The organism is Pseudactinotalea sp. (assembly GCF_048594945.1).
Lineage (GTDB): Bacteria > Actinomycetota > Actinomycetes > Actinomycetales > Beutenbergiaceae > Pseudactinotalea.
Window position 1 is genome coordinate 1 of sequence record NZ_JBMDXJ010000042.1, and the last position, 14,519, is coordinate 14,519.

The window sequence follows — 14,519 nt, forward strand, 5'->3', positions numbered from 1 at the left end:
GGTGATGGGAGCGTCCGCGCTACCTCGCCACGCCCTTGCGGCGATACGGGACCAGGTCCCCGTGCTGGGCCTGACGGGCGGCGCCGCACAGGGGCTGGAGGTCATCGGCACCCGGAGCGTCGAGAGCGCGCGCGAGCTGACGCACCATCTGATCGACCACGGCCGCACGCGGCTCGCGTTCGTCGGCGATCCCGCACTCGGCGAGGACATCGAGGCCCGCTACCGCGGCTTCTGCGACGCGTTGGGCCCGCAGGCTCCCGAGCCGGTCCGCGTCGGTCCCAGCGAGGCCGACGGGGTCAGCGTGGCCGAGCGGATGCTTGCGGGCGAGCTCGACGCCGACGGCCTCGTGTGCGCGAACGATGAGCTGGCGCTCGGAGCCATGGTCACACTGGCAGCGCGTGGCTGCCGCGTACCCGAGGATGTCGCCGTGGTCGGCTGGGACGACGTCATGGCTGCCCGCTTCGTCCGCCCCTCGCTCACGACCGTGCGGCAGCCGGTCCCCGAGCTCGGAGCCACGGCTGCCCGGCGGCTGCGCGAGCTGATCGCGGCCGCCCGGACCGAACAGGTCGCTGCGACGCCCGCGCCCGAGCGCTTGACGACCTCTGTCATCTACCGACGCTCGTGCGGATGCGCGAGCGATGCCTCCAACGAACAGGAGAAGCCATGAGCACGCAACGAACACGGCTGGTGGTGGCCCTCGGGCTCGTCACCGCCCTGACGCTGACGGCCTGCGGTCGCAGCGATTCCCCAGCTGGCAGCGGAGGCGGCGCGACCGACGCCGAGGAGTTCTCCAGCACCGATCTGCAGGGTGAGATCGAGATGTGGGCCATGGGCGCCGAGGGCGAGAAGCTGCCGGTGCTCGCCGAGGCGTTCATGGCCGAGCACCCCGGCACGACCGTCAACGTCACCGCGATCCCGTGGGACGCGGCCTACGACAAGTTCGCCAACGCGATCACGGCTGGCACCACGCCGGACGTCGCGATGATCGGCAGCACCTGGAGCGGCGACTTCGCCGCCCAGGGCGCGCTCGAGCCGCTTCCGGAGTCCTTCGACACCAGCGGATTCTTCGAGGGTGCCGTCGGCACCACCTTGGTCGACGACGTGGCCTACGCCGTGCCCTGGTACGTCGAGACCCGGATGGTCTACTACCGCACCGACATCGCGGAGGCGGCCGGTTATCCCGAGGCACCGACCGACTGGGAGGGATTCCAGGCGATGGCTGTCGCGATGCAGGAGCAGCCCGAGGTCGACTGGGGCCTCAACCTGCAGCCCGGCGGTGAGGGGTCCTGGCAGTCGGTGCTGCCGCTCGCGTGGAGTGCCGGTGCGGTGACCGACGACGCCGAGGGCTACCAGTTCGACTCGCCCGAGGTGCTCCAGGCCGTCGAGTACTTCCAGAGCTTCTTCGCCGACGGCATCAGCGACCCCAACCCTCCGGAAGGTCAGACCGAAGCCGACTTCACATCCGGCCGGATCCCGATGTTCATCTCGGGTCCGTGGATGATGTCGCTCGTCGAGGACATGGGAGGCGACGGCTTTGCCGACACCTACGACGTCGCCCCGATCCCCTCGCCCGATGGCTCGACGTCCCGCTCATTCGTCGGCGGCTCCAACCTCGGCGTCTTCACCACGACCGAGAACCGCGATCTCGCGTGGACGTGGGTGCAGTATCTGAGCGACCCCGCCACGCAGGTCGAGTGGTACGGCCAGACGTCCGCCCTGCCGGCTGTCCAGAGCGCCTGGGACGACCCGGCGCTGAGCGACGACCCCAAGCTGGCGGCGTTCGGCGTCCAGCTGGAGACCGCGCTCGCCCCGGCCAGCTACTCGAGCTGGACCCAGGTCGCCGCGACGTTCGACGGGGAGATGGAGAAGGTCGCCAAGACCGATGCCGACCCGGCAGCCTCGCTCGCGACGGTGCAGCAGACCGCCGACGAGCTCGGCACCGGACTGGACTGAGCGAAGCATGACAGCCACCTCGGCACCGCGGCGGCGTGCCACACCCCCGGCCCGCCGCCGCTCGGCGGGCCAGGGCAGGCAGGCGCGGGCGGCCTGGCTGCTCTCGCTCCCCTTCCTGCTGCTGTTCGTCGTGTTCATGGCGTGGCCGGTGATCCAGTCGGTGTTCCTCGCGTTCACCGACGCCACTCGTCGAGACCTGCGGACCCCGTTCGCCGTCGACTTCGTGGCGCTGGAGAACTTCGTGCAGGCGCTCGGGGACGAACGGTTCCGCAAGGCTGCAGCCAACACGTTCTACTTCGTGCTCGTCGGGCTGCCGCTCACGCTGATCGTGGCGCTCGCCGCCGCGGTCGCGCTCGACAAGGGGATCGGCAGACTCCGGGGCTTCTTCCGGCTCGGCTTCTACGCGCCGGTGATCACGTCGATCGTGGCCGTCGCCGTGGTGTGGCGGTTCTTGCTGCACCCGCAGTACGGCCTCGTCAACGAGGTGCTGTCCTGGGTGGGCATCGCAGGCCCGAACTGGCTGGGATCGACCACCTGGGCGATGCACTCGCTGATCGCGATGGCGGTCTGGCGGAACTTCGGTACCGCCATGATCATCTTCCTGGCAGGGCTGCAGGGTGTGCCGGCGTCGCTGCAGGAGGCCGCAGCCCTCGACGGCGCCAACGCCTGGCAGCGGTTCTGGTCGATCACGCTGCCGCAGCTCCGGCCCACCATCCTGTTCATCTCTGTGACCACGATGATCGGCTACCTGCAGTTCTTCGAGGAACCGTTCGTGATGACCGACCGCGGCGGTCCCCTCGACAGCACGCTGTCGGCCTCGCTGTTCACCTACGAGCAGTTCAGCTTCGGCAACTACGGCTACGCAGCGGCGATCAGCTACCTGATCTTCGTGGTCATCGCGGCCGTGACCGTACTGCAGTTCCGACTGCTCCGGGAGCGTGACTGAGATGGCGCACGGATTCGGCGCCGAGCCGACGTTCCGCCGCCGGTGGTGGCTGTACCTCATCGTGAGCGCGGCGCTCGTGCTGGTGATCACCCCGTTCGTCTGGATGGTGCTCGGCAGCGTCAAGTCGAACGCGGAGCTGCGCTCGGTACCTCCGACCTGGCTGCCGGAGCAGCTGACGTGGGAGAACTACACCCAGCTGTTCAGCAGCCTGAACTTCGGGACGTACTTCGTCAACTCCACGATCGTGGCCGTGGTGGTGACCGCCGGCAACCTGCTGTTCTGCTCGATGGTCGGCTACGTGCTGGGGATGCTGGAGTTCCGGGGCAAGAACGTGCTGTTCGCCGTGATCATGGGCACGCTGATGATCCCCGGGCTCGTGACGTTCGTGCCGCTGTTCGTGCTGGTCGTCAACGCGGGCCTGGCCGACAGCCTGCTCGGCCTGATCGTCCCGTTCCTGGTGTCGCCGTTCGGTGTGTTCCTCATGCGGCAGTTCGTGCTGCGTCTGCCCAAGGACCTGGTGCAGGCCGCGCGGGTCGACGGCGCCGGCGAGATCCGGATCTTCGCCCAGGTGATCCTGCCGCTGCTCGGCCCCGCCCTGGCCACGTTGGGGATCCTCACGTTCCTCGGCAGCTGGAACAACTTCCTGTGGCCGCTGGTGGTGGCGCAGCGTGAGTCGATGTACACACTGCCGGTCGCGTTGGCCCTGTACTCCACCGGCCAGAACGTCACCGACTACGGGTTCCTGCTGGCCGGGGCAACTCTCGTGGTGCTGCCCGTGCTGGTGATCTTCATGATCTTCCAGCGCCGTTTCATCGAAGGGATCGCCACCACCGGCATCAAGTGAGGCACCGACGACAGGAGAGCTCGATGACGACGTCCCCCACCCCGATCAGCTGCCGCGCCCTGCTCGGCACAGCTGCCGCCGCGGCGGCGGCAACAGCGACCGCCACGAGTCCGGCAGCGGCGACCCCGAACGCGCCGGGCGCCGCCATCGCCGCCCACGGGTCGGGCCGCCCGTTCCGCGAGAAGCGCGTGCGGCGATGGGCAGCGGACACCTGGACCAGCCTGCTCGCGATGACCGACGAGGACACCGGGCTGCCCGCGGACAACATCCCCGCTGACCTGGCCGCAGAGGGCCGAAGCGGTTACACCTCTCCCACGAACATCGGCGGTCTGCTCTGGTCCGCCGTCGCCGCACGTGAGCTCGGACTGGCCTCGAGCCGTGACACGAGGAATCTGTGTCGGCGGACCATCTCGACCCTGCTGGACGTGGAGCGACACGACCGCAGCGGCATGTTCTACAACTGGTACGACGAGGCCACGGGCGAGGCGCTGCGCGCCTGGCCGGACAGCGGGGACGTCATCCACCCGTTCTGCTCGAGCGTGGACAACGCGTGGCTCGGAACAGCGCTGCTGGTGGTCAGCGAGGCAGTGCCGTCGGTTCGCCGGCTCGCCCGTGAGGCGTTCCGCTCGATGCGCTGGAGCGCGTTCTACAACCCTGGCACCGATCCTGCTCATCCGAGCGTCCGCCCGGGTGGCCTGATGCACGGCGGGTTCTTCCCGTTCGACCATGACCGGCCGGACGAGGTGTACCGGGGTACGCATGTGGGCGGCGAACCGGTCTGGCTGACCACGCACCACTACGACACCCTCGTGTCCGAGACGCGCATGACCTCCTATCTCGGCATCCTCACGGGCCAGGTGCCCGAGCAGCACTACTACGCCGCATGGCGGGCCTTCCCCGCGACCTGCGACTGGAGCTGGCATGAGTCCCGGCCGGTCGGCGAGACGCAGACCTATCTGGGGATCGAGGTCTACGAGGGCGCCTACGAGTACCGGGGCATGCGGGTCGTCCCGGGCTGGGGTGGATCGATGTTCGAGGAGCTGATGCCCGATGTCTTCGTCCCCGAGGCGAGGTGGGGGCCGCGTAGCTGGGCCAAGAACCACCCTCTGCACGTGCGGGCTCAGCGCGAGCACGGTCTCGAGCAGGCCGGTTACGGCTACTGGGGTTTCAGCCCCAGTAGCGACCCGTTCGGCGGCTACCGCGAGTACGGCGTCGACCAGCTCGGCATGTCGCCCGAGGGATACTGCTCGGACCGCGAGTCCACCAACGTCGACGTCGGCTTCGGCGACTGCCGGGAGGGAACGAACCCCGATCCTGAATTCGGCGACGGCGTCGTGACGCCCCACGCGTCCTTCCTCGCGATGGCGTACGAGCCGCAGGAGACCTTCGTCAACCTCGCCGGCATCGAGGATGAGCTGGGCGCCTACGGCCCTGGCGGCTTCCATGACGCCGTCGCGGTCTCCGGTGCGCGCGCCGAACGGCATCTGTCGCTGGACCAGTCGATGATCATGGGCGCAGTCGGCAACGTCCTGGAGCGTGACGTGCTGCGGCGTGCGTTCGGCACCCGTCAGGTGGAGTCACGGCTACGGCCGCTGCTGCGCCGTGAGGTCTTCGGTGCAGGCACCGGCTGACGAGCAACGAGGCTGAGCACGGGTTAGGTTATCGAAGGTCCACTCGTCCGAGACCGATGGAGACAGCGATGGTCGACCCCCTCGACGATCAGCCGAGCGTCACCCCGCGACGCGACCGGCGTCTGGTGCGCGGCGAGCTCAGCCGCGATCGGATCCTCGCCACCGCCGTGACGGTGTTCGGCAAGCAGGGGTTCCGTGGCGGATCTCTGCGCGAGATCGCGCGACAGGTCGGTATCTCCGAGGCGGGGCTGCTGCACCACTTCGGCAGCAAGGCGGGACTGCTCGTCGCTGTGCTCGCCGAGCGCGACCGGATCGACGCCCAGCGTCGTGACGAGGAGGAAGCCAAGGGCACCGATCTCCTCGATGGCATGCGCTATCTGGTGCGCCGCAACTCCACCACACCCGGTCTGGTCGGTCTCCACGTCGTCGTGTCGGCGGAGGCCACCGAGCCGGGCCACCCGGCGCACGACCTCTACCGTCAGCGGTACCGAGGTCTGCGTGACCAGGACCGAGCCGGTTTCAGCGAGCTGGTCGAGCAGGGCGTGCTGCGCGCCGACATCGACCCCGACAAGATCGGCGCCATCACCTCGGCCGTGATGGACGGGCTGCAGCTGCAGTGGCTGCTCGACCCTGAGCGCGTCGACCTGCCGGACCTGTTCGAGCACTTCCTGTCCCTGCTCGGTGCCGCGTCCGAGGGGGCGGCTGCAGGGGATACTGAGCCGCGTGGTGCGACTGACCCTTCCTGACGACCTCACGTTGCTGCAATCCGGGACGCCGTTCCTGGACGTGCTCGGACCCGGAGTGCCGTGGGCGGTGCCGGATGGCTGGTGGGACGCGATCCGCAGCGGTGTGCGGGAGATCGCCGACAGCGAGCTCACACCGGTCCGCGAGAACTGGGACAGCTACGTCGACAGCACGCGCGTGTCGGTGCACTTCACGTACCTCATGGCGCACGGGCTCGCGGGCTGGTCCCCGGCGTTCACCGGCACCCACTCGAGGTTCCCGTGGGAGGTGGTCGACGACTATCTCAAGCCAGGGAAACAACTCAACCCGAACAGTACCTACCGGTACCTCGGGGAGCGCGTGGACTGGCCGATCTGGCTGCTCACCTGGGCCGGCCCGGATCCTGATCGGCGCGAGCAGGCACTCGAGGCCGCGATCCGCACGGTGCACCTGTTCGACGACGTCCCGCCGCTCGCCACCCGACGCGACGCCTTGCTCTCGGTCTACGAAGGGATCCGGGACGACCCCGCGCTGCTCCGACTGCACCGCGACGGCGACTACCACAGTGCGATCGCCGGGTACTGGCGCAACAGTCTCGACGCCGAGGTGTACGCGGCGATGCCCGAGCTGGGTGGCTGGATCGACGCCGTCGCGTGGTCCCTCGAGGGCCTGCACGCCGCGCACCGCGCGATGGAGAGTGTGGTCAGCCGCCCCTTCCCGCTGCCCGAGCTGCTCGCGACATTCCTGCTGGCGGCCAAGCACGACGACGTGCCGGCACTGCTCACCAGTGTGCTCGGCCACGAGCTCAGCGAGACGACGATGGCGGCGATGCAGCAGTTGCAGCGCGGCTTCGACGTCACGGAGGCCGAGTCACGCGTCCGCGAATGGGCCGCCCGTGGCCTGCTTGCGGGCGAGATCCACCTGAGCCGGACCTGGATCGCGCTCGTCAACGAGCTCTCGTGCGGGATCGCCGGGCTCCCCGGCTCGCCGCGGTTCGTCAAGGGCGTCAACCTCATGACGTTCGTGGAGGACATCGAGGAGATGTACACGGTCCGCGTGACGCGCAACCCCTACGCCGCCACGATCGCGGCCCGGTCCATCCCTGCCGAGACCACCGACGGCGAGGCGACGAGCACGCCCGGCCGACCCCTCGCCGTCGCGCTGACGTCCGACGGTGGCGAGGACGAGGAGATCATCGACGAGCAGCCCGACGTCGAGATCGGTGACCCGCAGGCCGACCTCAACGAGCTGATCGGGCTCGGCCCGGTCAAGGAGCAGGTGCGCCGGCTCGCAGCCGAGGCGCGTGCCGACGTGATGCGGCTCCAGGCCGGCATGCCGAACCCGGGCCGGTCCCGGCACCTGGTGTTCACCGGGAACCCGGGCACGGCGAAGACCACCGTGGCGCGCATCCTGGCGCGCCTGTACGCCCAGCTCGGCACGCTCGAGAACGGCCACCTGGTCGAGGTCAGCCGAGCCGAGCTGGTCGGCGAGTTCATCGGTCAGACGGCGCCGAAGGTGCGCAAGGCGTTCGAGCGTGCCTCCGGCGGCGTGCTGTTCATCGACGAGGCGTACGCCCTGGTGCCCCGGGACAGCCTGCGGGACTTCGGGCAGGAAGCGGTGGCCACGCTGCTCAAGCTGATGGAGGACCGGCGCGACGAGGTGATCGTGATCGTGGCGGGCTACCCCGCCGAGATGGGCCGGTTCCTGGAGTCCAACCCGGGTCTGGCCTCCCGGTTCCCGAAGACGCTCGAGTTCGCTGACTATGGCGACGACGAGCTGTGGGCGATCTTCCAGCTCGTCACCAGCCAGGCGGGCTACCACCTGGGTGACGGCGTCGCTGCCGCGGTCCACCGCATCCTCCCCCGCCCGCGACCGCAGAACTTCGGCAACGGCCGCTTCGTGCGGAACGTGTTCGAGGAGGCCACGATGCTGCAGGCGCAGCGGATCATCGCGCTCGAGAACCCCACGCACGACGCTATCCGCACGCTGCTCCCGGAGGACATCCCCGCGCTGACGCCGCAGGAACCGGACAGAGCCCCAGGCCTCTACCTCTAAACCCCTCGGGTCGAGGTGATCCGGCACCACGCCAGGGTCTCGGAATACCTCGAACCGAGCTGGGAGAGCTCAGTCGCGCGCCTCCGCGATCGCTGAGCGGACGCCGCCCGGGTCGCCGGGGCGGGTGGGGTCGGGCGGGTTCGCGGCGAGAGCGTCGCGTGCCGCCTGCACACCGACGTCGGCTCCGAGCATCACCAGCGCCGTGCGCACGTCGCCGGCCTCGGCGAGCGCGGCGGAGGCGTCCTCGGCGGTCGCTCCGGTGCCCTGCATGAGCATCCGCACACACCGTGCGCGCAACTTGTCGTTGGTGGGAGCGACGTCGATCATGAGGTTGCCGTAGGTCTTGCCCACGCGCACCATCACGGCCGTGGAGAACGCGTTGATCGCCATCTTCGTGGCGGTGCCGGCCTTCATGCGGGTGGACCCGGTCACTGCCTCGGGACCGGAGTCGATGAGCACCGCCACGTCGACCTCCGGGGCGAGCGTGGCGTGCGGGTTCGTGGAGATCAGCCCGGTGGCCGCCCCGGCGCCGCGTGCGGCCGCGATCGCTCCACCCACGTACGGGGTGCGACCGCTGGCGGCCACACCGATCACGAGATCGTGCTCGCCGATGCCTGCCACGGCGCTCGCACCGGCCTCGGCATCGTCCTCGGCGCCCTCGACCGCGCGCAGCATCGCCGGCGGCCCGCCCGCGAGGTGGGCCACGAACCCCTCGGGCCCGATCCCGTAAGTGGGCAGCAGCTCGGCCGCGTCGAGCGCGCCGAGCCGCCCGGAGGTGCCGGCGCCGACGTAGTGGACGCGCCCACCGGCCCCGAGTGCCGCCACGCCGAGGTCCACCAGGCGAGCCAACGAGTCCGCCTGCGCGGCCACCGATCCCGCCACCGTGGCGTCCTCGGCGAGCACCGCCCCGACCAGGCCCGCCGAGTCCAGCGTGTCGAGCTCGGTGGTGCGCGGGTTGCGTTCCTCCGTGGGTGCACGCAAGGCGACGAGCGACTGCCAAGCCGGCCCACCGCCGTCGGGCAGGCAACGTCGCGCCGCCTCGGCGACACTCGCGCGGCCGCCACTGTGGACGACCACGAGGTTGGTCGCGTCCGGGGCTGCGTCGGGGAACCCGACATGGATCACGACGGCGTCGTCTCGCCTCGCGAGGAGATCGGCCACCTCGGGGGTCGTGTCCTTGGTCAGGACGGCCACGCGATGCCCCTCGGGCTCGCCCGGCACGAGTCCGAGGGTCTCGGTCAGGAGCGCGGGAGCGATGCCGTGGGTGCTGCTCGCGGCGTACGCGGCGCGGAAGCGGAGGTCGAGCAGCCCGTCACCGGGGCGCAGCGTGACGTCGCCGCGGTGGGTCGCAGCTCGGCGGGTGACATCGGCCCCGACGCGTGCAAGCTCCGCGAGCGCTGCTTCGATCGACGCCGCCTCGCTGGGCCTGCGGCGCAGGGCAGCGGCGCGGGCGCCTGCGTCGTCGATGCGGGCGCGCGGCAGCCGACCGTTGCCCACGGCCGCCTCGATGCTGGCGACGACGTGGGTGAAGGTCGCCTCGTCGATGTGCGCGGGCGATCCCAGGCAGAGCAGATCCGCACCAGCCAGCAGCGCCAGCACTGCAGCCTCGCCGAGATCGCCCCCGGTGCGCTCGAGCACGGCACCCATGTCGAGGGCGTCGGTGACGAGGGCGCCCTCGAACCCGGCCTCGCGCAGCAACGCGGGCACGATGGGATCGAGCGACGTGAGGTTCTCCGAGAGTGCCGGCACCACGAGGTGGGCGAGCATGATCGCGTCCACACCGGCCGCGATCGCCGCCCGGAACGGGACGAGCTCGCGATCCTGCAGGGTGTCGCGGTCCACCTCGAGCACCGGCACGCCGAGGTGGGAGTCCACGGCGGTGTCGCCGTGGCCGGGAGCGTGCTTCGCGCAGGCCGCGACGCCCGCGGTATGGAGCCCCTCGATGAAGGTGGACGCCTGCCGAGCCACGACCTGCGGGTCCGCCGCGATCGCACGCGCGGCGAGCATGACGTTCTCGGAGTTGGACGCGACGTCGACCACCGGCGAGAGCGCCACGTCGATGTCACACGCAGCCAGCAGACCCCCCAGGGCGTGCCCGACCGCCCGGGAGGCTGCGCCGTCGTCGAGCACCCCGAGGGCCGAGGCACCGGGGAGGCTGGATCCGGTGGCGGCCTCGAGCCGGGTGACGTCGCCGCCCTCCTCGTCGATGGTGACCACGAGGCCCGGGTGGGCGGTGCGGAGCTCCGCGACCAGCTGCGCTGCAGCTGCGGGATCAGGCGTGTTCTGGGCGAACAGGCACACGCCGCCGAGGCCGTCGGCGTCACGGATCCAGTCCGGCATCGCGGTGCCGTCGAAGGCAGCGAGGATCACGCTGTGGGCGGCGGCACGGAGGTCGCGGTGGGAGGCGTCGTCGGTCACGGCGCTAGTCTGCCGCGCCCGCATGCTCCGCGGCGTACTCCGCGAACCTCTGACGGCCGTAGCCGGGCAAACCGGTCATGTGGTGGCCGGCGCGGAATGCGGCCGCGGTCCTGCCGGGGATCGGCATCGGCAGCATGCGGCGGCTGGTCCCGTGCGCGCGCTGCCACTGGCGTGCGACGTCCATCACGGTGAGGATCTCCGGACCGCCGATGTCGTCGGCGCGGCCGAGCGGCGGTCCCGCCACGATCTCAGCGAGGCGCGCGGCGACGTCCTCGACCGCGATCGGCTGCACTGGGAGCTCGGGCACCAGCAGGAGCGGCAGCCGGCGCTGCGGGCGCAGGAAGCCGGCCACGAAGTCGTGGAACTGCGTGGCCCGCAGGATGGTGATCGGCAGCTCGGAGGCGATCAGTGCCTGCTCGCTTGCGACCTTGTCGCGGTAGTAGAAGTACGGGATCGCGTCCACGCCCACGATCGAGACGAACACCAGGTGCTGGACGGCGGCGCGCTCGGCCGCCTCGATCAACAGCTCGGTCTGCCCGATGTCGCGGCGGGCAGTGGTGGCGCAATGCACCACGGTCGTGACGCCGTCGAGTGCGTCCGCCACACCGGCGCCGGTGCTGAGATCGCCGACCGCGTGCCCTTCTCCCGGGCGGCGGCTCAGCACGGTGACGTCATGACCCTGCGCGCGCAGCGCGGCGACGGTGGGCCGACCCAGAGTGCCCGTGCCTCCCGTGACGAGGATGCTCATCGGCGTCGAAACTCCAGCGGTTCCTCGAGCAGCGGCTCGAGGGTGGCTCGTTCCTCGGAGCTGAGGCGCCTCGGGCGACCGGATCCGGCATCCACCATGACGATCGAGGTCGAGGCGATCGCGCAGCGGACGTCGTCGGGTGAGAACACCTCGTAGTTGACCTCGAGGCTGGCGCCGCCGATCTTGGCGATCCAGAGGTCCACGCGCGCCGGCCGCTGGCTGAACGGCAGCGGTGCGAGGTACTCGACCTCCTGCCGTGCCACGAGCGTGAAGTGCTCGGCGGTGGGGCCGCCCGAGAGGGTCTGGGTGGGGCGCGCCGAGCCGTCGGGCAGGTCGGCGTTCCAGAAGGTGGCGATTCGAGCTTCCTCCAGGAGCGTGAGCATCGCGGCGTTGTTGACGTGCCCATACCCGTCGATGTCCGACCAGCGGATCTGGATCGGGATGCTGATCCTGCTCACGCGCTCTCCTCGTTTCGATGCCTACGCTGACGATCTCACGTCATGGTGACGGTCTCGTGCCCGGGCACGGCACGCCGTAAGGTCAAACGTATGCTCACACGAACGATCGGAAACGCAGCCGTCGGCACGGACGAGGTCGGCGCGATCGGGCTCGGCCTGATGACCTTCGACCAGACCGGGCCGCAGCCGCGCGAGCAGCTCGCGGACACGGTGCGCGCCGCACTCGACGCGGGTGTCACGCTCTTCGACACCGCAGACGCCTACGGCCCCGGCGAGCTGCTCGGTGCCGACTGCCAGGGCGAGAACGAGAAGCTGATCGCCTCGCTGCTCGACGAGCTCGGGGTCCGGGGCCAGGTCAAGCTGGCCACCAAGGGTGGCTGCGTGCGTACCGACGGCGGCGGCTGGTCGCGGAACAGCTCCCCCGAGCACCTGCGCTCGGCCGTGGACGCCAGCCTGCAGCGCCTGGGCGTCGACCAGATCTGGCTCTGGCAGCACCACCGCCCCGACGACGCCCGCGACTACAACGAGACGATCGAGATCATGCGCGAGATCGCCGAGAGCGGCAAGGTCCGCGCGATCGGGCTCTCGAACGTGAACCCGGAGCAGATTCGCGCCGCGCACGCGGTACTCGGCGATGCACTCGTGAGCGTGCAGAACCAGTTCTCCCCTGCGTTCCTGTCCAGCAAGCCCGAGATCGACGTGTGCGACGAGCTCGGCCTCGCGTTCCTGCCGTGGAGCCCGCTCGGCGGTCTCGGCAACGCCAAGGAGCTCGCCGACAAGCACCCGGCGTTCGCCGAGGTCGCGGCCGCGCGTGGCGTCAGCCCGCAGCAGATCGCCCTCGCGTGGGAGCTCGCGCAGTCGCCCGTGGTGATCCCGATCCCGGGCGCCAAGCGCCCGACGTCGATCACCGACTCCGCCGCAGCCGCCGATCTGAAGCTCACTGCCGAGGAGCTCGCGCGCCTCGACGCGTCGTAGCGCGCGTCCGAGCGGTCAGCGCGTCACACCGAGGTTCCCTCGGTAGTCGCCGTCGACGACTCGATGGTGCGGGTGCTCGATCAGCCTGCGCACGATCTCGTCACGGCGCCCCTTGGCCCAGTCGGGCGCGACATCGTCCCAACTCTCGGCGGGAGGAACATAGGTGACGAACGGCCTGACTCCCCAACCGCCGTCGAGATGCAGCCCTCGGCTGCCCTCCCAGTAGTAGATCTCCTCCTTCCACCGGAACTCGATCTCGTACTCGGGGTCGCCATCGACCATCAGGTCACCTCTGGATCGCGTGCTCGACGGCGGAGCGCAGCGGGGTCGGTATCTCACCTGGGGCGAGTGCCTCGACGAGGTGAGCCCCGTACGCGATCTTGCGTCCCGCCGTCGTGCCCAAGAAGCGGCGCAGCTGATCGGTCACCGGCTCGTCACGGTGAGCGGGCTGGTGCTGGAACGTGCGGAACCTGTCGAGGTCGCCGCGGTCGTCGAGGACCGCCTGCACGCGGCCGGCCCCGAGCGCGCGGATGAGCTCGTCCTCGAGGTCGCGCTTGCACACGAAGAACCCCGCGTGCGCGAGCGCACCGTCGTAGGGCTCGTCGTCCAGGCCGTCGAAGAGGGCGCGGCAGGTGTGGCGCACCTCGCCCACGTCGACCAGACCCGCCAGGCGGAGGCCGTCACCGTGCGCGCCGCCTGGTCCGTACTCCGCCAGCGCGCGCCGGAACGCCATCGCGCCGCCGATCGGAGCCACGAGAACCCCGGCTGCCTCGAGGTCCAGGTCCAGCAGGCGTGCCGCAGCGCGCACCGCAGCCTCATCGCTGCGCCCTTCGACGAGGATCGCCGCCACAGCGCCCGGCACCGGCTTCGGCGCGGTGGGGTCCTGGCTCACCCCTCCACGCTAGTGGTCACCGACGCCGGCGGCCCTGCTGGCGCTGTCGTCGCCGATAGCGGGAGCCCTGTGCCGCTGGTGTCACGTGTTCAACGCCCCGGGGCCAGAAGCGGGGCCTGCGTGCTGTTGGTGTCACGTCCTCAACGCGGACCGCTGCTCAGCCGGCGGACAACGCGCAGCCACCGTCCCGGGACCCCGCCGAGCTGTGCCACCATGCGTGCACAAGAGCTTGCGTGCTCTGGGGTCGGTGAAACTCCGAGCCGGCGGTGAAAGTCCGCGACCCGATCGCAGCCAGCGACCGGTTGACCAGGTGGAACTCCTGGACCGACGGTCAAAGTCCGGATGGGAAGTGCACGCAGATGAGCGATCGGTATCCGCGCACCCACGCGCGGATACCCCGCCACCGCTACCCCGGAGCCGCAGCAGGCGACGGGAAGGAATCACGGTGGCGCACCACCACGAACGGGCCGCGATGCGGCACGCACTCGAGCTTGCGGGCTCCCCGGGCGTCCCGCTGCACCCGAACCCCCGCGTCGGGTGCGTGCTGCTGGGGCCTGGCGGCGAGAGCGTCGGCAGCGGCTACCACCGCGGTGCAGGTACCGAGCACGCCGAGGTCGTGGCGATCGCCGAGGCCGGTGATCGTGCCCGTGGCGCGACTGCGGTGGTCACGCTCGAGCCGTGCGACCACACGGGCCGCACCGGACCCTGCACCCGGTCGCTGGTGCAGGCCGGAGTCATGCGCGTGGTCGTCGCCCAGCGTGACCCCAATCCGGCTGCCGCTGGTGGTCTGGAGCGGCTGGCGGCGGCCGGGATCGAGGTCGAATCCGGCCTGATGGCCGAGGACGCCCTCGGCCTCAACCCTGCGTGGACCTTCGC

At 70.5% G+C, this 14,519-nt stretch carries 14 protein-coding genes and 1 riboswitch; of the genes, 9 read left to right on the plus strand and 5 right to left on the minus strand.

What is annotated here, in order from left to right:
* The 7 genes from ACOJSN_RS01955 to ACOJSN_RS01985 form a co-directional block, all read left to right on the plus strand.
* The coding region (locus tag ACOJSN_RS01955; RefSeq protein ID WP_420110825.1) for a LacI family DNA-binding transcriptional regulator at nucleotides 1–667 on the plus strand (667 nt) is incomplete at its 5' end.
* Nucleotides 664–1,953: an extracellular solute-binding protein gene (locus tag ACOJSN_RS01960; protein ID WP_420110826.1), complete on the plus strand. Its 1,290-nt coding sequence runs from the start codon at nucleotides 664–666 to the stop codon at nucleotides 1,951–1,953. The genes ACOJSN_RS01955 and ACOJSN_RS01960, both read left to right, overlap by 4 nt.
* A gap of 7 nt (nucleotides 1,954–1,960) precedes the next feature.
* Nucleotides 1,961–2,899 (plus strand): carbohydrate ABC transporter permease, encoded by a 939-nt coding sequence (locus tag ACOJSN_RS01965; protein ID WP_420110827.1) that lies wholly within the window; start codon nucleotides 1,961–1,963, stop codon nucleotides 2,897–2,899.
* A 1-nt stretch (nucleotide 2,900) separates the two neighbouring features.
* Entirely contained in the window at nucleotides 2,901–3,743 is an 843-nt protein-coding gene (locus ACOJSN_RS01970; protein WP_420110828.1) for a carbohydrate ABC transporter permease, read from the plus strand.
* A gap of 23 nt (nucleotides 3,744–3,766) precedes the next feature.
* Nucleotides 3,767–5,374: a glucoamylase family protein gene (locus ACOJSN_RS01975; RefSeq protein WP_420110829.1), complete on the plus strand. Its 1,608-nt coding sequence runs from the start codon at nucleotides 3,767–3,769 to the stop codon at nucleotides 5,372–5,374.
* Nucleotides 5,375–5,442: 68 nt separating this feature from the next.
* Entirely contained in the window at nucleotides 5,443–6,120 is a 678-nt protein-coding gene (locus ACOJSN_RS01980; RefSeq protein ID WP_420110830.1) for a TetR/AcrR family transcriptional regulator, read from the plus strand.
* Complete coding sequence (locus tag ACOJSN_RS01985) at nucleotides 6,098–8,152, plus strand: AAA family ATPase (RefSeq protein ID WP_420110831.1); 2,055 nt, start codon at nucleotides 6,098–6,100, stop codon at nucleotides 8,150–8,152. Before ACOJSN_RS01980 ends, ACOJSN_RS01985 begins: the two co-directional genes overlap by 23 nt.
* Before the next feature lie 69 nt (nucleotides 8,153–8,221).
* Here the strand turns inward: ACOJSN_RS01985 and ACOJSN_RS01990 are convergent, their stop codons facing one another.
* Genes ACOJSN_RS01990 through ACOJSN_RS02000 form a run of 3 tightly spaced genes read right to left on the minus strand, consistent with a single transcriptional unit; the run spans nucleotide 8,222 to nucleotide 11,776 of the window.
* On the minus strand, nucleotides 8,222–10,570 hold the full coding sequence (locus ACOJSN_RS01990) for an N-acetylmuramic acid 6-phosphate etherase (RefSeq protein WP_420110832.1): 2,349 nt from the start codon (nucleotides 10,568–10,570) through the stop codon (nucleotides 8,222–8,224).
* Nucleotides 10,571–10,574: 4 nt separating this feature from the next.
* Nucleotides 10,575–11,318, minus strand: coding sequence for an SDR family oxidoreductase (locus tag ACOJSN_RS01995; RefSeq protein ID WP_420110833.1), 744 nt, complete (start codon nucleotides 11,316–11,318; stop codon nucleotides 10,575–10,577).
* Nucleotides 11,315–11,776: an acyl-CoA thioesterase gene (locus ACOJSN_RS02000; RefSeq protein WP_420110834.1), complete on the minus strand. Its 462-nt coding sequence runs from the start codon at nucleotides 11,774–11,776 to the stop codon at nucleotides 11,315–11,317. Before ACOJSN_RS02000 ends, ACOJSN_RS01995 begins: the two co-directional genes overlap by 4 nt.
* 90 nt (nucleotides 11,777–11,866) lie before the next feature.
* Between ACOJSN_RS02000 and ACOJSN_RS02005 the strand changes: the two genes are divergently transcribed.
* The gene (locus tag ACOJSN_RS02005) at nucleotides 11,867–12,751 is read left to right on the plus strand and encodes an aldo/keto reductase (RefSeq protein WP_420110835.1); all 885 of its coding nucleotides are present in this window, start codon (nucleotides 11,867–11,869) and stop codon (nucleotides 12,749–12,751) included.
* Between the two features lie 15 nt (nucleotides 12,752–12,766).
* Here the strand turns inward: ACOJSN_RS02005 and ACOJSN_RS02010 are convergent, their stop codons facing one another.
* Both ACOJSN_RS02010 and ACOJSN_RS02015 read right to left on the minus strand, forming a co-directional pair.
* On the minus strand, nucleotides 12,767–13,033 hold the full coding sequence (locus ACOJSN_RS02010; RefSeq protein ID WP_420110836.1) for a hypothetical protein: 267 nt from the start codon (nucleotides 13,031–13,033) through the stop codon (nucleotides 12,767–12,769).
* Between the two features lie 4 nt (nucleotides 13,034–13,037).
* On the minus strand, nucleotides 13,038–13,643 hold the full coding sequence (locus ACOJSN_RS02015) for a TOPRIM nucleotidyl transferase/hydrolase domain-containing protein (RefSeq protein ID WP_420110837.1): 606 nt from the start codon (nucleotides 13,641–13,643) through the stop codon (nucleotides 13,038–13,040).
* A gap of 229 nt (nucleotides 13,644–13,872) precedes the next feature.
* Nucleotides 13,873–14,002, plus strand: a riboswitch (FMN riboswitch).
* A gap of 86 nt (nucleotides 14,003–14,088) precedes the next feature.
* On the opposite strand from ACOJSN_RS02015, the gene ribD reads away from it, so the two are divergent.
* On the plus strand, nucleotides 14,089–14,519 hold a 431-nt coding region (gene ribD, locus ACOJSN_RS02020), incomplete at its 3' end, for a bifunctional diaminohydroxyphosphoribosylaminopyrimidine deaminase/5-amino-6-(5-phosphoribosylamino)uracil reductase RibD (RefSeq protein WP_420110838.1).

Excerpts from the sequence above, each read along its gene's own strand:
- ACOJSN_RS01960 (WP_420110826.1), top strand. The coding sequence starts at position 664 with ATGAGCACGCAACGAACACGGCTGGTGGTGGCCCTCGGGCTCGTCACC.
- ACOJSN_RS01965 (WP_420110827.1), top strand. The coding sequence starts at position 1,961 with ATGACAGCCACCTCGGCACCGCGGCGGCGTGCCACACCCCCGGCCCGC.
- ACOJSN_RS01970 (WP_420110828.1), top strand. The coding sequence starts at position 2,901 with ATGGCGCACGGATTCGGCGCCGAGCCGACGTTCCGCCGCCGGTGGTGG.
- ACOJSN_RS01975 (WP_420110829.1), top strand. The coding sequence starts at position 3,767 with ATGACGACGTCCCCCACCCCGATCAGCTGCCGCGCCCTGCTCGGCACA.
- ACOJSN_RS01980 (WP_420110830.1), top strand. The coding sequence starts at position 5,443 with ATGGTCGACCCCCTCGACGATCAGCCGAGCGTCACCCCGCGACGCGAC.
- ACOJSN_RS01995 (WP_420110833.1), bottom strand. The coding sequence starts at position 11,318 with ATGAGCATCCTCGTCACGGGAGGCACGGGCACTCTGGGTCGGCCCACC.
- ACOJSN_RS02005 (WP_420110835.1), top strand. The coding sequence starts at position 11,867 with ATGCTCACACGAACGATCGGAAACGCAGCCGTCGGCACGGACGAGGTC.
- ACOJSN_RS02010 (WP_420110836.1), bottom strand. The coding sequence starts at position 13,033 with ATGGTCGATGGCGACCCCGAGTACGAGATCGAGTTCCGGTGGAAGGAG.